Below are 19,682 nucleotides of genomic sequence, written 5' to 3' on the forward strand. Positions count from 1 at the left end.
ACTACCCATTATATGGCTACGATATGTCCCATCAGTCTCCCAATGCACAGTTCGTTGATGAACTGACCAAAGCGAGCCGCAAATTGCGAACCCTGTTCGACGCCCGTGTTAAAACACTTGGGCTGACCCTCGCACGTGCCCGCACATTGCTGCTCTTGCAGCGCCTTGGTGTCCTCAATCAGCGGGAACTTGCCGAGGAGCTCGAGATTGAGACGCCAACGATGGTACGCCTGCTTGACGGCCTCGAAGCGCAAGGTTTCATACAACGCCGAGCGGTCGAGGGCGATCGGCGCGCCAAGCAAATCGTCATGACGCCGGTTGGCGCCGAACTGGCCAAAAAGGTCGATCACCTCGCTCGGGATTTACGCGCCGAGTATATCGGGCATGTCGATGAAACTGAGCTTCTGACAGCCATCAAAGTGCTGCGCGCCGTCAACCGCAATATTGGCGACCTGATCGAGAAGAGCTAGCCGCGATGGTCCCGGAAGCAGAGTTTGTCGGGTACGACCCCACGACAAGAGAGGCCGTCCAGCAACAACCTGTTGCGCCGGCAACTGTACTGTTGCCCAAGCATCGACTACGTCCCGCCGCCTACATTGCCGCGTCAACCCTCCTGTCGATGACTCAGGGCCTCGGCATGAACCTGATCGCGGCGAATATCCCGCAGATTCAGGGCTACCTTGGCGCGACAAACATCGAAGCGACGTGGCTGATCGCAGCTTATATGGCTCCTAACGTCAGCCTTTCGATCGCATTGATCAAGATCAGAAACCAATACGGCCTGCGGAATTTCGCCGAGTTGAGCATCGCCGTTTTTGTGTTGGTGTCGCTGCTGCACCTGTTCGTCACCGACCTGCAATCGGCTATCATAATTCGTTTTGTCGGCGGCATTGCCGCGGCACCGCTCTCGAGCCTTGCCTTTCTCTATATGCTCGAAGCCTTTACCCCGGCGCGGAAGATGACAATCGGCATCTGCCTGGTCCTAACCAATATTTCGCTCGCCTCTCCCCTTGCACGATTGCTGTCGCCGACATTGCTCGACATCGGCCAATGGCCAGGCCTTTACATGTTCGAAATTGCGCTGGCGCTTATCGCTTTGGGCGTGATCTACGTCTTTCCGCTTACGCCCATGCCACGAGCCAAAGTGATCGAGAAACTCGATATTGTCAGCTATCTCTTGATCGCCATCGGTTTTGGTTGCACCGCTGTTGTCCTGGTTACCGGGCGCCTCTACTGGTGGCGCGAAGCACCCTGGCTTGGCGTTCTGCTGGCAGTCGCTGTTGTGACGGTCACAAGCGCAGTTGTGATCGAGCTCAACCGCGAAAAGCCTCTCCTCGATATAAGATGGATTGCCAGCAAGGAGGTCCTGCATTTTGCCGGGACGATCCTTCTCTTTCGGCTGGCCGTTTCCGAGCAGTCGTCGGTTGCCAGCAACTTTTTCCAGAATCTGGGACTGCAGAACGACCAGTTATCATTGGTCTATATCGTCAGCATTCTGTCAATGATCGCCGCTTGTTTCTGCTGCGCCGCGGTCATGAAAATTGAACGCGTTCCGGCGATTCACGCCACCGCTTTGATCCTCCTGATCATCGGCTCCTATATGGACAGCCAGTCGACCAATCTCACACGCCCGATAAACATGTATGTCAGCCAGGCGTTTATTGCCGCGGCGACGGCGCTCTTCCTGCCACCCGCCATGTCCGTTGGGCTCATGTCGGCATTGAAACGCGGTCCCAACTACATACTCAGTTTCATCATCGTGTTCCTGTCCACGCAGAGCCTCGGCGGCCTCCTCGGGCAGGCGGCATTCGGTTCGTTCATTACGATCCGCGAAAAATTCCATTCCAATATTCTCGCCGAACACATCACCATGTCCGATCCCTTGGTTGTCCAGCGAGCAGCGCAACTCGCAAACGCCTACGGCCGGGTGATCGGCGACAAGGCGTTGCTCAATGCGGAAGGTGCCGCCTTGCTCTCTCAGCAGGTTACGCGCGAGGCAAACATTCTTGCGTATAACGACGCCTTCCTGCTGATCGCCGGAACGTCCCTTTGTGCACTCATCGCACTTCTCTTGCACGTGGCGATGGGCGGACTGTTCCGCTCACACCTGACGCCCGCCACTGCTCAAATGAGTTGATTGAACCATGTCCAGATATCTTCACCAATCTGCAACCCTTATTGCGATTGCCGTCGGCATCGCCGGGCTCGTCCTGGTCCTTTATGCGTGGCGCCTGCCACCCTTCGAAAGCAACGTCGAATCCACCGAGAATGCCTATGTCAAAGGCTATGTAACGCTGATCAGCCCACAATTGAGCGGCTACATCGTGGAAGTGCCGGTGCAGGACTACAACCACATCAGCAAGGGCCAGTTGCTGGCGCGCATTGATGACCGGATCTTCGCGCAGAAACTGGATCAGGCACGAGCCACCCTTGCGAGTGAACAGGCCGCCCTTGCCAATTCCACCCAGCAGCAGAGAGCCGCAGAAGCCCGAATCGGTTCGAGCCAGGCGCAACACGACAGCGCGACCGCAGGCCTCAAACGCGCGCAGGCCAATTGGGCAAGGATCGAGCCTCTGGCACGCCAAGGGGTGATGACCAAGAGCGATGCCGAGCAAAGCCAGACGACACTGGAACAGGCGCAGTCGTCGGTCACCCAGGCACAAGCAGCACTTGAAGTATCCCGGCAGGACCTCGAAACGATAAAGGTGAGCCGCGGATCGCTCGAGGCTGCGGTCGCCGGGGCACAGGCCGCAGTTGAACTTGCGCAGATTGATCTGGCAAACACGCGGATCGTTGCACCGCGGGATGGTACCTTGGGTGAGGTCGGCGTGAAACTCGGACAATATGTCAGCGCCGGCACTCAGTTGATGGCAATCGTCCCGCCCGATGTGTGGGTCATAGCCAATTTCAAAGAAACGCAACTGAGCAATATCGCACTCGGTCAACGTGTCAACTTCACTGTCGATGCCCTGGACCACAAAAGTCTGACGGGGCACGTCGAACGTTTCTCACCAGCCGCAGGTTCGGAGTTCAGCGTCCTCAGGCCGGATAATGCGACCGGCAACTTCACCAAGGTCGCCCAGCGCATCTCCGTGCGCATCGCAGTCGATCCTGATCAGGAACTCGCCAAACAGCTCTCGCCCGGCATGTCCGTGGTCGTTCGAACACAAAGTGAAGGCGCGTAACCCAGGACGAAAGGACGTTTTCTGGCTGAATCGGAAGAAGGGCGGAAAAACAAGAGATTAGACGCATCAGGTCATTTATGCGGCAAGACTGTCACATAGCGCGTATAAGCCTTCCCAAGGTGTTACGGCTGTGAATTGAATCAACTTACCAATTTGTTAAACCGGCATCGTCACCGGTTTGTTACATCGAAATGTTAGGCGGGCAGGAATTTCCAACAAAGGGGATTCGATTAGATGCCTATTGCTCGACAATCCAGAAGCGCCTCTCACCCCCGCAATGAGAAGCTGAACAAGGCAGTTCGCCAAAACAGACTTCTATCGCGCGCTGGATTGTCCGAACGGCTCTTTGCCCATGTCTTCAAGGGACTGGTCTATCCGCAAATTTGGGAAGACCCGGAAGTGGACATGGAAGCGCTGCAGATCCGCGCTGGTCACCGCATCGTCACCATCGCTTCCGGCGGCTGCAACGCCATGTCGTATCTCACTGCCGATCCGGCAAGTGTCGAAGCAGTCGATCTCAACACTGCCCACGTTGCTTTCAACCGGCTTAAACTCGCTGCGGTTGCCAACCTGCCCAACTATGACGCTTTCTATCGTTTCTATGGTACGGCCGATGACAAGGCCAACCTTGCTGCCTACGAGCGCTTTATCCAGCCGCATCTGGACACCACCAGCCGCGCCTACTGGGAAAAGCGCATGCTTTCGGGCCGCCGCCGCATCACGATCTTCTCGCGCGACCTCTATCGTCACGGCCTGCTCGGTGTTTTCATCGGCATGGGCCATCGTGTAGCCAGGCTTTACGGCATTGATCCGCGCGACATCCTCAAGGCATCGACCATGGAAGAGCAGCGCGCCTATTTCGACCGCGCGCTCGCCCCGCTCTTCGACAAGCGGATGATCCGTTGGGCAACGAAGCGCAAATCCTCGTTGTTCGGCCTCGGTATCCCGCCGCAGCAGTACGATGCGCTGGCAACAGCCGGAAACGGCAACATGGCACAGGTTCTCCGTGGCCGCCTTGAAAAGCTCGCCTGCGGCTTTCCGCTGTCGGAGAACTATTTCGCCTGGCAGGCATTCGGGCGTGGCTACAGCGACAATGCCGAAACGGGGCCGCTGCCCCCTTACCTCTCCCGCAACAATTTTGCGACCGTGCGCGAACGCGCCGGCCGGATGAGTGTCGTCAATGCGTCCCTGACAGAATTCCTTGCCGCAAAACCGGCAGCCTCCGTCGACAGGTTTATTCTTCTCGACGCGCAAGACTGGATGACCGATACGCAGCTCAATGATCTTTGGCGAGAAATCAGCCGTACCGCTGCCCCGGGCGCGCGCGTTATTTTCCGAACAGCGGCCGAACCAACGATCCTCCCCGGTCGCATCAATGACGCATTGCTGAACCGCTGGGCGTATCAGGCGGAAGAGTCGCTCGCGCTCCATGACCGCGACCGCTCGTCCATCTATGGCGGCTTCCATCTTTATCTGCTCAAGGACTGACTTTGATGTTTGCAAAGATTGAACATGGGCGGCTGATGGATCGCGTCTATCGGCACCAGCGGCATTTCTATGATGCTACGCGCAAATACTATCTGCTCGGTCGCGACCCGATGATCGCCGGACTCAATCCTCCGGAGCGGGGCAGTATTCTTGAAATTGGCTGCGGCACCGGCCGCAATCTGGTGCTGGCTGGCGAGGCATACCCTAAGACTTCGCTCTATGGCATTGATATATCGCACGAAATGCTCGCTACAGCGCACAAAAATATCGCTGCCGCCGGGCTTGGCGGCCGCGCCCACCTGGCCTATGCGGATGCTGCCGATTTCAACCCGGTGGAGCTGTTTGGGCGGCGTAAGTTCGACCGGATTTTCATCTCGTATGCGGTATCGATGATCCCGCAATGGGAAGCCGTGATGCGTGAAGCGGTGAGCCACCTCACGCCGGGCGGGGCACTGCACGTCGTCGACTTCGGCGACCTGAAAGACCTCCCACGGTTCACCAGGACTGCACTCTACAAATGGCTCGAATGGTATCATGTCACTCCGCGCAACGAGCTGTTAGATGTGGCGGACAAGATTGCCGTCGAAACTGAGACCGAAACAGAGGCACAACGGCTCTACGGCGGTTTTGCCTGGATCTCGGTCATTCGCCGCAAAGCCTGAAGAAACCGCTACTTGCAAAGATCGGCTTTGGAACCCTCGGCATTCGGTCCGGCGAGGCAATATAGCATTGACATGTCCGCGGCCGAGCGGGTGCTCTGCGGATTAGGCTCGGCCGTATCGCCGCTCGTCGGCCGGTTCAATTCGCAATCTGGACGAAGCAGGCACATGACCGGTATTCGCGCCATCGCGACCGCTGCCCTGAACATGCCCTCTTGTCCGGCAAAATTGCCAGCATTGCGCACGCGATACCATTGATGCGTACGTGAAATACGGAAAAAGGCCCGCGGGTTGGACAGAATCGCCATTCTTGAGGTCAGATCATTGTCAGCAAAGAGATCCACCACCTGCCCGTCATAGGGCTCCGCCAGGCGTCGATTGTTCGACACGAACGTCGAATTGAACGTGATCGCTGCCGTGCAGGGAAATGCCGCTGCAATGTGACGAGCAAGCCCACCGCCCAAGCCATGGCCAACCGTGAAATACTCGACCGGCAGCCCATCAGAGCCGGATTGAGCGTCCCTTCTGATCTTTGCGAACTCCTTGCGGGCAGTACGATATTGATCCCAGGGATTGATCATCTGCGTAAAATAGGTGTTCTCGCTGATGATGTCGGTCAGGTTGGTAACGCTGTCCTTTCCCCGGAAAACCACCATCACTGACAGGCGGTCGGCGCTGCGACGATAGTAAAGTTCGGCATATAGGCCACCAGGCCTTACGATAGGTTCCCCTTGTGAAACCCAACCGAAATAATCCGGCATCAGCTTGAACTGCTCACGGGGGATGGGGCGATAGGCGTTCGAGGCAAAGGCCGCGTAAATGCCAAAGTAATCGGAAATCAGTTCATTGTCGTAATCGGGAAAGCCCCGATAGTTGCGCCAGAAACTGGGGATCATGGGCCGTATGCAACTTCCGGATTGACCGGCCGAAATACCGAGATCGTCCCGGTTGATCGTCACCCATGATGCGAAGAAAGCATTGGCTGCTGCAACAAGTCCGACAAGAACAGCCAGCAGGCCAAGTCTTCTGATCATTTCGTTCCCCCGCCTCAAATTCAGGTTGTAACGAGTAACATGGCTCCGGGCTACGCGCAGCCAACAAATTGACTTTAAGGTTGGCGAACTTGTCCGCGAAATCAAAGCCTGTATAGTTTTGCCGGTCCAATCCGGACGGTGACCGTATTGATCGTCGTAAAGCTCGGTCCATGAGGATCGGGGTCTGCGCTTCAAGAAACCTGTCACCGACGTGGACTGGATCGCCTGCTGTCGAGAACAGGGAAACTGCCATGTGTCGTAACATCAAGACGTTATTCAACTTTGATCCACCGGCCACGGAGGACGAAATTCACGCATCTTCGCTGCAGTTCGTCCGTAAGCTCAGTGGCTTCAACAAACCGTCGCATGCCAATGCCGAAGCCTTCAATCTTGCAGTCGAGGAAGTTTCGGATGCGGCACGGCGCCTGCTCTTTTCACTGCATACCCAAGCGCCGGCGCGCGACCGGGGCATCGAGGCCGAGAAGGCGCGCGAGCGATCAAGGGCAAGATTTGCCTCCTGAAGTCATCCCCTTTTTGCACATCCGGCATCGGTAGTGTGATATTGACCCGTGGTGCGGGCTGTGATTTTTCGGCAGCCCGAGCCCGCTAATAAGGCGGCGATAAAAAGTTGAAGCCGATGGGGATTGAAGTACCTTTTGTTAAGCGTAATGGCACATCACTATGGGGTACCAGACGCTCCCGCCACGATTCGAACACGGACCAATATTGATGAAACGACTTGCAGCAGGCTTGCTGACCCTTCTTCTTCTGACCGGCTGCACGACCGTTGACTATGATTTTTCGGAAGCAAAGCGTCCCTCCGCCGTCCAGCAAATCGCTGCGCCATCCGGCAAGGTAGGCGCGGCGCGCTTCGGTGATCGCGATCCGCATGACTGGAACGGCAAATCGCCCTGGGGCTACCCGATTCACGGTACTGACATATCCAAGTATCAATCTAAAATTGATTGGCAGACTGTCCGCGGCAATCGCATTTCCTTCGTTTTCATCAAGGCGACGGAAGGTGGTGACCGCGTTGACGACCGCTTGGCCGAGAACTGGGCGGCGGCACGAGCTGCAGGCATCTCGCGCGGCGCCTATCATTTTTACTATTTTTGCCGAACCGCCAAGGATCAGGCGCGGTGGTTCATTCGTCATGTGCCAAAAGATCCGGACGCACTGCCTCCTGTTCTCGACATGGAATGGAATGCGGCATCACCCACGTGCAAGCTCCGGCCCAATGCCGCCGTTGTTCGCAGTGAAATGCGCACGTTCCTGGACATTGTCGAGCGCCATTACGGCAAGCGTCCGATCATCTACACGACTGTCGATTTCTTCGACGACAATGATTTGAGGCAATTTGTCGGCTATCCGTTCTGGCTGCGCTCTGTAGCGGGCCATCCGGATGAGAAATATGGACCGCATCCCTGGACCTTCTGGCAATACACGGGAACTGGCTCTGTTCCCGGGATACGGGGTGACGCGGATATTAATGTTTTTGCGGGCAATGAAAGTGCCTGGAAACAGTGGCTGGTGCGCAACAAGGCACGATAAAGGTTCGTCCCTGCCCTATCTCGCAATTCTTTGTCTTCACGCCACCAGCATATTCGTGCATTAGCAGGTCATGTCCGCGCACCATTGGATGCGCCTGTTACCAACGAGAATCCCTGATGAACAAACTATCGATTGCCCTAGCCGCCAGCCTTTTGGTTTTGTCCAGCGCCGCCAATGCACTCGACCAGGTGGCGTCACCGCAGCCGGCAATCGCGAAGCCTGCCTGTGGCGGTGAATTGGAGCCTTGGTTCAACGGACTGATCAACGAGGCCAAAGCTGCCGGTGTCTCCGATAAGGGTATCAGCGAGCTGTTCAAAGCATCGATGGACGACAAAGTTCTGGAGCGCGATCGCGCTCAGGGCGTGTTCAACCAGACATTCCTGACGTTTTCCTCGCGCATGGTGTCCGATTACCGTTTGAAGCAGGGTGCGGCAAATCTCAAGAAATATGCAGACGTCTTTGCCCGAGCTGAGGCAGAATATGGCGTGCCCGGCCCGGTAATCGCTGCCTTCTGGGGTCTGGAAACCGACTTCGGTGCTGTTCAGGGTGATTTCGACACGCTCAACGCGCTCCTGACGTTGTCATTTGATTGCCGCCGCCCGGAACTCTTCCGCCCGCAACTGATCGCTCTCCTGAAACTCTTCGACAGCGGCGTTGTGGATGCCAAGACGACTGGCGCCTGGGCCGGTGAAATTGGCCAGATGCAGATGCTGCCGACCGACTATCTCGAGCGCGGTGTAGACGGCGATGGCGATGAAAGGGTCGACCTGAAACACAGTGCTCCGGACGCCATCATGACGGCAGCACGCGTGATGCGTGATCTCGGCTGGCGCAAGGGCGAACCTTGGCTCGAAGAAGTCAAGCTGACACGGGAATTGCCCTGGGAGAATGCCATTCGCACCAATCGCCTGCCCCATTCGAAATGGGCGGAATGGGGGGTGACGGGCATGAAGGGACCTCTTGGACCCGATGACGGCAATGCTTCCCTGCTCCTTCCCATGGGGCGCAAGGGACCGGCCTTCCTGTCCTATGCGAATTTCGACGTGTTCGTTGAGTGGAACAAGTCGATCATCTACGCGACGACTGCTGCCTATTTCGCCACGCGCCTTGCTGGCGCGGGCCCGCTTGAGCCGACTAATCCTGAACCCGGTCTCAATCCGGAGCAGATGAAAGAATTGCAGAATAAGCTTGCAGCGCGCGGCCACGACATGGGGCCGAAGATCGATGGCGTGTTTGGCATCCTCACCCGCGACGCGGTGCGCGAGGAGCAAATCCGCCTCGGCCTGCCGGCTGATTCCTGGCCAACGCCGGAGCTGCTCGGCAAACTCTAATGTTCGGCAGGAGCCATCGTTTCGAGCGTTGCAAACCCCTCTGGTCGGTCACCAGCATCGAACGGCGTCTCGACCTCGACAAACGTATCCGGGTAGAAGCCGTTGAAGCGCGTGCGCAGCGAGAGCGAATAGGCGCCGATATGGCCTATCTCGATCCAGTCGCCGGTGTCGACCGTCTCAGGCAGCCAGAATGGGCGTGAGAGAATATCAACGGAATCACAGGTCGCTCCGCAGACCTTAAACGGGACGATCTCCTTCGGATCGCCGTTCCGGTGCTTCTTGGCGGGATCCGGGATGAAGCGGGCGGGCAACGTGATCTTGCCTGTCCATGAATCAGAGAGCGAGGCCCATATGCCGTCGTTAATGTAAAGGCGGCGGCCCTTGCGCAAAAGCACACGCACGATGAGCGAAAATGCGCGCGCCACAATGACCCGGCCTGGCTCTGCAACGAGTGGTAAATCGTCAAAGGCATATTCCTTGATGTCCCCGCGTAGCCGCGACATCAGCTGGCCAAGCGAAGGCATCTCCACGTGCTTGCGCTTGGGGTCATGGCCATATTCGGCAGGAAACCCGCCACCGACGTCGAGGCCAGCCAAGGGCACTCCCGCACGATTGCGAACCCAATCCGCCGAACTCAAGGCGCGCTCATAGGTGTCTGGATCCTCAATCTGGCTGCCGACGTGAAAACACAGACCGACCATGTAGCCGATCTTGTGGGCGCGCTGCAGAAGCTCTACCGCATGCGCCGGCGCCGCGCCGAACTTCTTAGAAAGTTCATACGCCGCATGCCCCTTGGTCTGCAGGCGCACGTAGAGAGTGATACTGCCAGGATCGATATCGAGTGCCCGCACGATACGTGTCACCTTGGCGATTTCGTCCTCATGATCGACGGACAGAACCCGGATGCCATAGGTTTCAAGTGCCAGGCGAATGTCCGACTGCGCCTTGATTGGATGCATGTAGAGCATCTGTGCGTTTGGCGCGACCTTGCGCACTGCTTCAAATTCTCCGGGGGACGCAACATCGAATGTATTAATGCCGTTGCGCGCCAGCGTCTCCAGCACGAGATTTTCGCCGTTGGTCTTGACTGCATAGGCCGTCTCGCCGGGGAACATCTGCATGAACTGATGCGCGTCTTCAACCAGTACTTGTGGCCGGAAGCAGTAAACCGGTTGATCCGGCCGCAGGGTGAGCGCTGCTTCACGGGCCGAGGCGAATCGTTGCATCGTTTTGTTCTGCGTCATGCAAAACTCTTATCAAGGACAGGTGACAGACGAAAGTCGGTTTCTTGCAGCTGGAATCGGGTGGTTTTATACCGTTGATCAGCTAGAAACCTCATCAGACAGCACTGTCCGAAAGGATCTACCCGTGTCCACTGCGCAAACAACGTCGCCAAATCCTCTTGCCATGACCAGCTTCGCATGGTTGCAACTGCTTCTTCTCGGCGCAATCTGGGGTGGCTCATTCTTCTTTGCGCGTGTCGCGGTTCAGGTTGTTCCGCCGTTGACGTTGGTGCTTTTTCGCGTAGCAGTCGCAGCTCTCGCACTGCATGTCTATTTGCTTAACCGCGGCGTCCGGTTCTGGGACTACCGTCACCACGCATTTGAGTTCGCCGGGCTTGGCCTGCTGATGAACGTCATCCCCTTTTCGTTGCTCTTTATCGGCCAGACAGTTCTTGGCGCAGGCGTCGAGTCAATCCTCAATGCGACAACACCGATTTGGACTGTCGTTGTCGCCGCTATCCTTACGGTAGACGAAAAGGTTACCATCAATAAACTTGTCGGCATTCTGCTGGGAATATTCGGGCTTGTCATCATGATCGGCCCCGGTGTTCTTACGGGTCTGGGCGGTCCGCTGTGGGCAGAAATTGCTGTCATTTGCGCCACCCTGTCCTATGCCTTTGCCGGCATTCTGGCAAAGCGCTTCAAGGGAGTGCCCCCTACAGTGACTTCGACCGGTCAGATGACAGCATCCACGCTCGTCATGATACCCGTGGTGCTCATCTACGACGGCGTTCCCGCCGTGACGACCATCGATACTGGTGTCTGGCTGGCCATTCTCGGTCTTGGCCTCCTGTCGACCGCCTTCGCCTATATCCTCTATTTTTCGATCGTGCGGACCGCCGGCGCAACAAATGCATCACTCGTCACTTTGATCGTACCGGTCAGCGCCATACTTCTTGGAACAATTTTTCTCGATGAACGTCTGGCGGCTCACGATTTCATGGGCATGGCATTGATAGCCTTTGGTCTGCTGATCATCGACGGACGCTTAATGAACGTTTGGCAAAAACGGCAAAAAGTGTAAAGTTTTCAATAATGCGTTAGCACTATAGCTCAAAGTGCCAAGTTGAATTTCGGCGGGATTGTGGCAAAGCGTTACAAATGCTAGTTACAACGAATGTCGTTGTGCAGTGCAAAAATATACCCGATTCACGTACATTTTATCGTGAATTTAGAATTTTTTTGCTACTATAAATCTGTTTCATTTCAAAAACTTAAGGTTCTTGGGCAAAAAATTTCTACTCGTCCTGTCACACATCGGTAATAATTAGGCTTTTTCTGTGGCAAATTTGCGCTATGCTAAATCGGTTAACTGCAGGAGACAAACGATGGGACTAACTCGATCGATGAATGTCCTTATGATCTGTGCAGCGTTCGCATTTATTGGTGCAATGGTCGTAGGACTAATACCCTGACATAAATCATGAACGCTACGGAGATGGTCTCAGACCGTTATCAGAGTGAAACAAGATGGAACGGTCCGGTTAAAGCAACCGGGCCGTTTCCCATTTTACGGTAGCCTACTTTGTCATCAGGCCGCAGCGCCAGCCAGATTGGCCTCTAACGCAGTGCCTCCGGGGCGAATGCCGATCAAATGGCAGATCGCAAACGCAAGATCGGCCCGGTTCATCGTATAGAAATGGAAATCCTGGATCCCGCGCTCGACAAGATCGAGCACCTGCTCAGCTGCCACCGCTGAGGCAACCAGCGCGTGGGTCTGTGGATCGTTTTCCAGTCCATCAAATCGCTCGGTGAGCCAACCTGGAATATGTGTTCCCGCCTTCGAGCAGAAATTGGTCACCTGCGTGAAATTGTGGATCGGCAGGATGCCTGGCAGGATCGGAATATAGATACCGGCGCGGCGAACCTTCTCGACATAGCGTTCGTAAAGATCATTCTCGAAGAAGAACTGAGTGATCGCCCTTGTGGCACCATTGTCCACCTTGCGCTTCAGCATATCGATATCGGTCGCAAAGTCCGGGCTCTCCGGATGCTTTTCTGGATAGGCCGAGACCGAGATGTCGAAGTCCGCGAACGCCTTCAGGCCGGCGACCAGATCGGCACCATTCTCATAACCGCCCGGAGTTGGCTTGTAATGCGCACCCACTCCGCTCGCGGGATCACCTCGCAACGCCACGAAGCGCTTGACCCCCATCGCTGCAAATTCTCGCACAACCGTGTCGACTTCTTCCTTTGTCGCGTCCACGCAGGTGAGGTGCGCCGCGGCATTGACATCCGTTTCGGTGAGGATTCGCTTGATTGTGCGGGCGGTACGTTCACGGGTTGAGCCTCCTGCCCCATAGGTTACCGAGACGAACTCGGGATTGAGAGGCGCAAGCCGTGTCACGGTCTCCCAAAGACGTTCCTCCATCACCTCGGTCTTGGGCGGGAAGAATTCAAATGAAACCCGAATGTTGGTTCCTAGATCGGGACGGCGGGATTGGCGGAAAAAACTCATCATACACTCTCCGTGACGCGGGAGGTTAAAGTCGGATCGGCGATCAGCAAGCGTGGGTCGCGTGCCAGCCACAATTTGACGGTCAATTTATCTTTGCCTTTTGGCTCAAGTTGCAGGCTGTCTTCAAGCATCAGGCCAGCTTCCGTGAGCCATTCACGCATCTGCTCGTCGGCGAAGCCCAAACGGACATGCGCATGATTGTCGCGCAGAAATTCAAGTTCGTGTGGAGCGAAATCGACGATCAGCATGCGCCCGCCTGCACGCAGCGCACGCGCGGCCTCGCGAATGGCGTCTGCTGGATTGTCGAGGAAGTGCAACACCTGGTGAATGGTCACCAGATCGAAGGATTCCCGGTCGACCGGTAATGAATAAACATCGCCATGGCGCACCTGCGCATTGGTAATGCCGTCCCTGTCGAGGTTCGAGCGGGCGATCGTCAGCATGTCGCGGTTGATATCGATGCCAACGCCGCGCACATAAAGCGGAGCGAAGAGTTCCAGCAGGCGGCCTGTGCCTGTGCCGACATCAAGCATGGCCTGGAACGGCTTGCGGCCAATGATCTTCAGAAGAGCGTCTTCCACTGCGCCATCCGGCACATGCAATGACCGGATCACGTCCCAGCTTGTTGCATTAGCACTGAAATAGGCGGCGGCGCGTTCGCGGCGTTGCAACTTGACTGACGAAAGGCGTTCGAGATCACGCTCGAGAAGCAGATCAGAGCTGTCAAGGCGTTCCAGCAAGGAGCGCGCGATATCGCCGACGATGAGGGAATCGGCCAGTCGGAAATAAGCCCATGATCCCTCCTGATAGCGGTTGATCAGGCTGGCTTCAAACAACAGCTTGAGGTGGCGCGACACACGGGGCTGGGACTGACCGAGGATGGACGTAAGGTCGGAAACTGTCAGATCACCACGCGACAGCAGGGCCAGGATGCGCAGACGACTAGGCTCGGCCGCAGCTTTGAGCGTATCGACCATCAGATCAAGATTGAGATCACGCTTGTCCATCACATCACCCTCAAAAGACATAAAGATATGTTTATGTGAGAAATACATTATTTGCAAGTTGGTTTTTGCCATTGACGACAAAATTTGCCGCGTCTGAAATAGCCGGGAGAATCGCTACAAGGGAATTCCGAATGAGCACAGGTACAAACCGCCAGCGCGCCATCAACAAGGCGCTGACGCTGCTTCTGCCGGCAGTACCCTACTCCGATTCGGAACCCATCCGTTCAGCCGCCAGCGCCCCGCACATGAGGAGCCTGCCGCCGCCAATCGCCGTCTGGCTCGCTGCAGTTGCCCATGTCCGGCATCAGCATACCGACTATGATGCCTTGCGTGACGAAGGCTACGACAAGGAGTCGGCGCGGTTTTTCGTGCTGGATGCAATCAATCGCAAGTTGACCGAGTGGCGGGCAACCCGGTTGCTGGATCCGGACGAGGAGGATCCGAGCTGATCGCAGATCTCTGCCATTCCTCCTCGAATATCAGGCCTTCCAGGGGCAGTCTCTTCCGCCAGCCACGTATTTCCAGCTCCGGAGCGTCGTAGAGCTCGTCGGCATAGCCAATGCAGAGGTAGGCGATAATCTCGACATGATCGGGAATTCCCAGGATGTGCCGCATGTCCTGGTCGTGATAAATGCTGACCCAGCCGACGCCAATGCCCTCTGCCCGTGCGGTAAGCCAGAGATTCTGCACGGCGCAGACAGTGCTGTAAACGTCCATCTGGCGATTATGCGTGCGTCCAAGCACCACCTTGCCGCCGCGCGTACGATCACAGGTGATGCAGAGATTGACGGGAGCGTTCCTTATGCCCTCGAGCTTCAGCGATGCATAAAGCGCCTGCCGCTCATCCGTAAATAGCCCTTTCGCCTCATCATTGGCACGCATGAAGGCGCGATGCACCTGCGCCTTACGGGCTTCATCGCGGATAAGGATGAAATTCCACGGCTGCATGAAGCCGACCGACGGCGCATGATGTGCGGCATCGAGCAGCCGCATGAGTACCTCATCCGGGACCGGCCGAGGCAGGAATTGGTCGCGCACATCGCGGCGGGAATAAATGGCTTTGTAGACCGCCGCACGCTCTTCATCAGAAAAGGCAGCCGCAGCGACCGGACCATGCGAAACATCGTGCATTGTTTGCTCCCAACAACGCTTCAAACCCTCCCCGCCGTCCGCGCGGATTCAGGCTATAAGGTCCGGCCGGTCTTCTGACTGAGGTTCATCTGAACCGCGCGCCTTCCGGATATCTCCGTGGCATCTGCGCGGCCCATCCCCTTTACAGCGTTGGGCACGTGCCGGATTTACACCGGCTTCCCGATTCTCCCGCAATATCGGGCACCGGACCTTCAATCCATTCGCCACAGAAACTTCTCTGACGCAAGCCTCAAGGCTGATAAATCCATTGTTCAGGTACGCGCACATCCACCTTTTCACCAGTGCGGATGGTGCCAGGCTTCTCAACCCAGGCAACGATGCCACGCAAACGCCGGGATAACCGGACAAAATCGAGTGCAGTCACCATATGGTCCACTGTGCCGGCGTGCTCGGCGACGGACCGGCCGGAAACCTTGCAGGGTGCGTTCTGCCCATCGACGCGCAGGGTCACGCCTCCCTCAAAAAACAACAGTGTACGCGGCGGCAGCATCGAAAGTGATGGAACACCCTCGATGACCATATTGCCACCGATCCATTCCGGCTTGAGTTCCGAGAGCCCCATGCCAGTCGCAATTTCCTTGAGCTCGTCCGACGCGAGGATAGAAAGCTGGCGTTCGTTGCGCATTTCGGTGCCGCGCGGATACCAGGGTTCGCGACCACCCGACATGCGGGTCTGGCCGGCGTGATGGTCGCCGACGATCCCGTCAAATGTCAGTTCGAGTGAACTTGCCGGTGCCGTGATGAAATTGCCTGCGCGAGCCTCGAACACCCCGCTTACCCGGCCGCTGATCTTGCGCGCGGGAACGATCTCGGTCGGGGTTGCTGTTAGATCAGTCATTTGGCGCTCCTGGATTTCGCCGCACTTTACGAAAATCGACCGCGAAAACCAGCGAATATGACTGATGGGTCTGTCAAAAATGGTGATGGGAGGGTTTCCACCCTCCCGCCAATATCAACGTGTCAGAGGCTTGTAGGTCGGGCGCTTCGGATTGACGCTGTCCGGACCGAGGCGGCGGATCTTGTCGTTTTCGTAGTCCTCGAAGTTGCCTTCGAACCATTCCACATGGCTGTCGCCTTCAAATGCCAGGATATGCGTCGCCAGACGATCGAGGAACATGCGATCGTGGCTGATGATCACAGCGCAGCCTGCATATTTTTCCAGCGCATCCTCAAGTGCCGCCAATGTTTCGGTGTCGAGATCGTTGGTCGGCTCGTCGAGCAGGAGAACATTGCCGCCGGCCTGCAGCATCTTGGCGAGATGCACGCGATTGCGCTGACCGCCGGAAAGATTGCCGACCTTCTGCTGCTGGTCACTGCCCTTGAAATTGAACGCCGAGACATAGGCGCGCGAATTCATCTCATATTTGCCGAGCTTGATGATTTCATTGCCGCCGGAGATTTCTTCCCAGACGTTCTTGTCCGCTTTCAGATGATCGCGGCTCTGGTCGACATAGCCGAGATGCACCGTATCGCCGACACGGATCGAGCCGGAATCCGGCTTTTCCTGACCGGTGATCATCTTGAACAGCGTGGTCTTGCCTGCACCGTTGGGACCGATGATGCCGACAATACCGCCCGGAGGCAGTTTGAAAGTCAGGTTTTCAATGAGCATGCGATCGCCGAAGGATTTCGTGAGACCTTCTGCTTCGATCACGACCTGGCCAAGGCGCTCGCCCGCCGGAATGAGGATCTGCGCGTCGCCGGGACGCTGATCATTCGCGGCATCTACGAGTGCATCATAGGCCTTGATACGCGCCTTCGATTTGGCCTGACGTGCTTTGGGGCTGGCAGAAATCCACTCACGCTCGCGCTCCAGCGCCTTCTGGCGCGAGTCGTCCTCGCGGCCTTCCTGCAGCATGCGCTTGGCCTTGGCGCCGAGATAGGCCGAATAATTGCCCTCGTAAGGGATGCCGCGCCCACGATCGAGTTCGAGAATCCAGCCGGTTACATTGTCGAGGAAGTAGCGATCGTGGGTGATGAGAAGCACGGAGCCCGCATATTCCCGCAGGTGCTTTTCCAGCCATGCGGTGGTTTCGGCATCAAGATGGTTGGTCGGTTCGTCGAGGAGCAGCAGATCCGGCTGCGACAGCAACAGGCGGCAAAGCGCGACGCGGCGGCGCTCACCGCCGGAAAGGTTGGTGACCTCACTGTCGCCAGGCGGGCAGCGCAACGCTTCCATGGCCATTTCGACCTGGGATTCCAGATCCCACAGGTTCTTGTGATCGATGAGATCCTGCAACTTGGCGCCTTCCTCGGCGGTCTCGTCGGAATAATTCATCATCAATTCATTGTAGCGGTCGAGGATGGCCTTTTTATCGGCAACACCGTCCATGACATTGCCCATCACGTCCTTGGTGGGATCGAGAACGGGCTCCTGCGCAAGGTAGCCAACTGTTGCGCCATCGGCCAGCCATGCTTCGCCGGTGAACTCTTTGTCCATACCAGCCATGATCTTCAGGATGGTCGACTTACCAGCACCGTTCGGGCCAAGGATGCCGATCTTGGCGTCCGGATAGAAAGAAAGATGAATGTTTTCAAGAACCTTTTTGGTTCCATATGCCTTGTTCAGGCCGGCCATATGATAAATGAATTGGCGTGCCATAACGCGCGTCACTCCGGTGTTCGGGAATTTAGGGACATGAATTTGCGCCGTATGTAGGCGAAAGGGACCCGTGTGGCAATGCATGGGTGGGTTATTTCGGGTATTCCGCCCATCTTAAGCCCCTCCCTCGCCACGCCCGCATCTGAGTCTGGCCATTGAACTGGTTGGGAAGACGGGCGGTCATCGAAGCGCGTCTTTGGGGTAGTAATGGTGCGATCCGAAGACCGCCCGTCCGGCGACTTTTCATCCCCTCCGTTCCGCTTGGGAGGCCTCGGCATCGGGGAGTACCATTTGCGATACTCCATGCGTCGCCTACGCGCCCCTTAGAGTGCTCGTCCAGCACGCGCCGGTGATTTGAAGGCGGCGATCTGCACGCCAACAGCCAATGCCGATTATCTCCCCCCTTGCGGGAGAGAAGGATTTTCTTGGCGTTAGCGCAGCTAACCCTTAGAAAATCCAAGCGAGGGTATTTGTTTGAATGCACGAGTTACCCCTTGTGATTTCTAGCACTTAGCTGCGCTAAGATGCTGAAATCACTTTCTCCCCCACAAGGGGGAGATAAAGACGTCGCCCTAAAACGAGCGAAACCGGGCGCGGATATTTCCGTCACCCGGTTTCCCCTCTGGGGCCGCATTCGGGGAGCGTCCTCTTCTCCCGTGAACGGCCATGTAGCTGGCAAGACCTGGATCCCTCAGGCCCGATCGATCGTCACGCTGCCTGCAATCAAGCGCCCATTTGGCGTGTCTGCAGTTGTGATCATTGACAAGGAGACCTGTATCCAATCTCTTTCGGAATGAAGTTCTGCGGCATGTTTTTGCCGTTTGCAAGAGGTTTTGCAAAATAAAATTGCATTGGCATCAACATGATTATTTATTGTGCAACACCGAATTAATTTAGGCGGATTCAACCAGCATTTTTTCCGCATTGACTAATCATGCGCCACCCTTTCAAACTGCGACGGGAGGCTCTGAATGGCATTTGATGACGTAGAAACGGTGAAAACTGCAACGGGGGCCACGCTCGCCATGCGCTTTTCGCCAGCCGATGGCCCGCAACGCGGCATCGTTCAAATCAATCACGGTGTCAGTGAGCATTCCCGCCGTTATAGCCGTTTCGCGCGGTTTCTCAATGAAAAGGGCTTTCATGTGTACGCCCATGATCATCGCGGCCATGGATTGACCAAGGCTCCGGGCGCACCGGCCGGCCGCTTTGCACCATCCGGCGGGCTCCTTCACGTGCTTGATGATGTCGATGCGATCAACGACCTTGCTCGCAGCCGTCATCCCGGTCTGCCTTTGATTCTGTTTGGGCATTCAATGGGTGGGCTGGTTGCATTGAATTATGTCATGAAACACCCGGACAAGGTTGACGCCGCTGCGATCTGGAACGCCAATTTTTCTGCAGGAATTCTTGGGCGTCTGGCACAAGGAATCCTCAGGGCTGAACGCATGTTTCTCGGATCCGACGTTCCGAGCATGGTCTTGCCAAAACTTACGTTTCGGGAATGGGGCCGCAGCATGAAGAACGGGCGAACAGCATCTGACTGGTTGTCGCGCGATCCTGACGAAGTGGATGCCTACCTTGCCGACCCCCTCTCGGGTTGGAACCCGACGGTGAGCATGTGGCGTGATATCTTCGATTTTATTTTCGCCGGTTCGGATGATCGCCTGCTGGCCAAAGTGCCTCGCGACATGGCGTTTAATCTGGTGGGCGGTGCAGAAGATCCTGCTACGGCCAAGGGTAAGGCCGTCAAAGATCTTGAAAACCGGATGCGCAAGCACGGCTTTATCCATGTTACGACCAAGATATACGAGGACACGCGACATGAGGGCCTGAATGAGATCAACCGGGAGTTGATCATGCAGGATTTCGCTGATTGGGCGAGGCAAGTTGCCGAGCGACAAATGATGAAACTGAAGAGTGCCTGACCGT

The 19,682-nt window shown here is 56.5% G+C and carries 18 protein-coding genes and 1 riboswitch; of the genes, 11 read left to right on the forward strand and 7 right to left on the reverse strand.

Features of this window, described 5'->3' with window-relative positions:
- Positions 1-23: 23 nt before the first annotated feature.
- The 5 genes from CU102_RS06825 to CU102_RS06845 all read left to right on the forward strand — a co-directional run bounded on the left by CU102_RS06825 (position 24) and on the right by CU102_RS06845 (position 5,335).
- A complete protein-coding gene (locus CU102_RS06825; RefSeq protein WP_106710258.1) occupies positions 24-470 on the forward strand; it encodes a MarR family winged helix-turn-helix transcriptional regulator in 447 nt (148 codons plus the stop codon).
- A gap of 5 nt (positions 471-475) precedes the next feature.
- The gene (locus CU102_RS06830; RefSeq protein ID WP_106710259.1) at positions 476-2,137 is read left to right on the forward strand and encodes an MFS transporter; all 1,662 of its coding nucleotides are present in this window, start codon (positions 476-478) and stop codon (positions 2,135-2,137) included.
- Positions 2,138-2,144: 7 nt separating this feature from the next.
- Positions 2,145-3,185 (forward strand): HlyD family secretion protein, encoded by a 1,041-nt coding sequence (locus tag CU102_RS06835; protein WP_106710260.1) that lies wholly within the window; start codon positions 2,145-2,147, stop codon positions 3,183-3,185.
- 234 nt (positions 3,186-3,419) lie between these two features.
- Positions 3,420-4,673 (forward strand): BtaA family protein, encoded by a 1,254-nt coding sequence (locus CU102_RS06840; RefSeq protein WP_106710261.1) that lies wholly within the window; start codon positions 3,420-3,422, stop codon positions 4,671-4,673.
- 5 nt (positions 4,674-4,678) lie between these two features.
- Complete coding sequence (locus tag CU102_RS06845) at positions 4,679-5,335, forward strand: class I SAM-dependent methyltransferase (protein ID WP_106710262.1); 657 nt, start codon at positions 4,679-4,681, stop codon at positions 5,333-5,335.
- 8 nt (positions 5,336-5,343) lie between these two features.
- On the opposite strand, the gene CU102_RS06850 is transcribed toward CU102_RS06845, so the two are convergent.
- The gene (locus CU102_RS06850) at positions 5,344-6,366 is read right to left on the reverse strand and encodes a Tle-like phospholipase domain-containing protein (protein WP_106710263.1); all 1,023 of its coding nucleotides are present in this window, start codon (positions 6,364-6,366) and stop codon (positions 5,344-5,346) included.
- A gap of 251 nt (positions 6,367-6,617) precedes the next feature.
- On the opposite strand from CU102_RS06850, the gene CU102_RS06855 reads away from it, so the two are divergent.
- From CU102_RS06855 to CU102_RS06865, 3 genes are all read left to right on the forward strand, one after another.
- Positions 6,618-6,887 (forward strand): DUF2277 domain-containing protein, encoded by a 270-nt coding sequence (locus tag CU102_RS06855; RefSeq protein WP_106710264.1) that lies wholly within the window; start codon positions 6,618-6,620, stop codon positions 6,885-6,887.
- Between the two features lie 208 nt (positions 6,888-7,095).
- The gene (locus tag CU102_RS06860) at positions 7,096-7,917 is read left to right on the forward strand and encodes a glycoside hydrolase family 25 protein (protein WP_106710265.1); all 822 of its coding nucleotides are present in this window, start codon (positions 7,096-7,098) and stop codon (positions 7,915-7,917) included.
- A gap of 116 nt (positions 7,918-8,033) precedes the next feature.
- Positions 8,034-9,248 carry a lytic murein transglycosylase gene (locus tag CU102_RS06865; RefSeq protein WP_106710266.1) on the forward strand — a complete coding sequence of 405 codons (1,215 nt, stop codon included), beginning with the start codon at positions 8,034-8,036 and terminating at the stop codon, positions 9,246-9,248.
- On the opposite strand, the gene CU102_RS06870 is transcribed toward CU102_RS06865, so the two are convergent.
- Positions 9,245-10,474 carry an alanine racemase gene (locus CU102_RS06870; protein WP_106710351.1) on the reverse strand — a complete coding sequence of 410 codons (1,230 nt, stop codon included), beginning with the start codon at positions 10,472-10,474 and terminating at the stop codon, positions 9,245-9,247. The two genes, CU102_RS06865 and CU102_RS06870, sit on opposite strands and share 4 nt — an antisense overlap.
- Positions 10,475-10,616: 142 nt before the next feature.
- Between CU102_RS06870 and CU102_RS06875 the strand changes: the two genes are divergently transcribed.
- Positions 10,617-11,555: a DMT family transporter gene (locus tag CU102_RS06875; protein WP_106710353.1), complete on the forward strand. Its 939-nt coding sequence runs from the start codon at positions 10,617-10,619 to the stop codon at positions 11,553-11,555.
- A 507-nt stretch (positions 11,556-12,062) separates the two neighbouring features.
- Here CU102_RS06875 and metF read toward each other — a convergent pair.
- Positions 12,063-12,989, reverse strand: a complete 927-nt coding sequence (metF, locus tag CU102_RS06880; protein ID WP_106710354.1) for a methylenetetrahydrofolate reductase [NAD(P)H] — start codon at positions 12,987-12,989, stop codon at positions 12,063-12,065.
- A complete protein-coding gene (locus tag CU102_RS06885; protein WP_106710355.1) occupies positions 12,989-13,996 on the reverse strand; it encodes an ArsR/SmtB family transcription factor in 1,008 nt (335 codons plus the stop codon). The genes metF and CU102_RS06885 overlap by 1 nt, the downstream gene beginning before the upstream one ends.
- A gap of 131 nt (positions 13,997-14,127) precedes the next feature.
- Between CU102_RS06885 and CU102_RS06890 the strand changes: the two genes are divergently transcribed.
- On the forward strand, positions 14,128-14,445 hold the full coding sequence (locus tag CU102_RS06890) for a DUF2293 domain-containing protein (RefSeq protein WP_106710267.1): 318 nt from the start codon (positions 14,128-14,130) through the stop codon (positions 14,443-14,445).
- Here CU102_RS06890 and bluB read toward each other — a convergent pair.
- The 3 genes from bluB to ettA form a co-directional block, all read right to left on the reverse strand.
- Complete coding sequence (gene bluB, locus CU102_RS06895; protein ID WP_106710268.1) at positions 14,378-15,127, reverse strand: 5,6-dimethylbenzimidazole synthase; 750 nt, start codon at positions 15,125-15,127, stop codon at positions 14,378-14,380. The two genes, CU102_RS06890 and bluB, sit on opposite strands and share 68 nt — an antisense overlap.
- A gap of 47 nt (positions 15,128-15,174) precedes the next feature.
- Positions 15,175-15,351: riboswitch (cobalamin riboswitch) on the reverse strand.
- 26 nt (positions 15,352-15,377) lie between these two features.
- A complete protein-coding gene (locus CU102_RS06900) occupies positions 15,378-15,986 on the reverse strand; it encodes an MOSC domain-containing protein (protein WP_106710269.1) in 609 nt (202 codons plus the stop codon).
- A gap of 114 nt (positions 15,987-16,100) precedes the next feature.
- A complete protein-coding gene (gene ettA / locus CU102_RS06905) occupies positions 16,101-17,750 on the reverse strand; it encodes an energy-dependent translational throttle protein EttA (protein ID WP_106710270.1) in 1,650 nt (549 codons plus the stop codon).
- Between the two features lie 971 nt (positions 17,751-18,721).
- Between ettA and CU102_RS06910 the strand changes: the two genes are divergently transcribed.
- Entirely contained in the window at positions 18,722-19,678 is a 957-nt protein-coding gene (locus CU102_RS06910) for an alpha/beta fold hydrolase (RefSeq protein WP_106710271.1), read from the forward strand.
- Positions 19,679-19,682 lie beyond the last annotated feature (4 nt).

This window comes from Phyllobacterium brassicacearum, from assembly GCF_003010955.1.
Taxonomy (GTDB): domain Bacteria; phylum Pseudomonadota; class Alphaproteobacteria; order Rhizobiales; family Rhizobiaceae; genus Phyllobacterium; species Phyllobacterium brassicacearum.

Excerpts from the sequence above, each read along its gene's own strand:
- CU102_RS06835 (WP_106710260.1), top strand. The coding sequence starts at position 2,145 with ATGTCCAGATATCTTCACCAATCTGCAACCCTTATTGCGATTGCCGTC.
- CU102_RS06845 (WP_106710262.1), top strand. The coding sequence starts at position 4,679 with ATGTTTGCAAAGATTGAACATGGGCGGCTGATGGATCGCGTCTATCGG.
- CU102_RS06890 (WP_106710267.1), top strand. The coding sequence starts at position 14,128 with ATGAGCACAGGTACAAACCGCCAGCGCGCCATCAACAAGGCGCTGACG.
- CU102_RS06825 (WP_106710258.1), top strand. The coding sequence starts at position 24 with ATGTCCCATCAGTCTCCCAATGCACAGTTCGTTGATGAACTGACCAAA.
- ettA (WP_106710270.1), bottom strand. The coding sequence starts at position 17,750 with ATGGCACGCCAATTCATTTATCATATGGCCGGCCTGAACAAGGCATAT.
- CU102_RS06885 (WP_106710355.1), bottom strand. The coding sequence starts at position 13,996 with ATGGACAAGCGTGATCTCAATCTTGATCTGATGGTCGATACGCTCAAA.
- CU102_RS06865 (WP_106710266.1), top strand. The coding sequence starts at position 8,034 with ATGAACAAACTATCGATTGCCCTAGCCGCCAGCCTTTTGGTTTTGTCC.
- bluB (WP_106710268.1), bottom strand. The coding sequence starts at position 15,127 with ATGCACGATGTTTCGCATGGTCCGGTCGCTGCGGCTGCCTTTTCTGAT.
- CU102_RS06910 (WP_106710271.1), top strand. The coding sequence starts at position 18,722 with ATGGCATTTGATGACGTAGAAACGGTGAAAACTGCAACGGGGGCCACG.
- CU102_RS06830 (WP_106710259.1), top strand. The coding sequence starts at position 476 with ATGGTCCCGGAAGCAGAGTTTGTCGGGTACGACCCCACGACAAGAGAG.
- CU102_RS06850 (WP_106710263.1), bottom strand. The coding sequence starts at position 6,366 with ATGATCAGAAGACTTGGCCTGCTGGCTGTTCTTGTCGGACTTGTTGCA.
- CU102_RS06840 (WP_106710261.1), top strand. The coding sequence starts at position 3,420 with ATGCCTATTGCTCGACAATCCAGAAGCGCCTCTCACCCCCGCAATGAG.
- CU102_RS06860 (WP_106710265.1), top strand. The coding sequence starts at position 7,096 with ATGAAACGACTTGCAGCAGGCTTGCTGACCCTTCTTCTTCTGACCGGC.
- CU102_RS06855 (WP_106710264.1), top strand. The coding sequence starts at position 6,618 with ATGTGTCGTAACATCAAGACGTTATTCAACTTTGATCCACCGGCCACG.
- metF (WP_106710354.1), bottom strand. The coding sequence starts at position 12,989 with ATGAGTTTTTTCCGCCAATCCCGCCGTCCCGATCTAGGAACCAACATT.
- CU102_RS06870 (WP_106710351.1), bottom strand. The coding sequence starts at position 10,474 with ATGCAACGATTCGCCTCGGCCCGTGAAGCAGCGCTCACCCTGCGGCCG.
- CU102_RS06900 (WP_106710269.1), bottom strand. The coding sequence starts at position 15,986 with ATGACTGATCTAACAGCAACCCCGACCGAGATCGTTCCCGCGCGCAAG.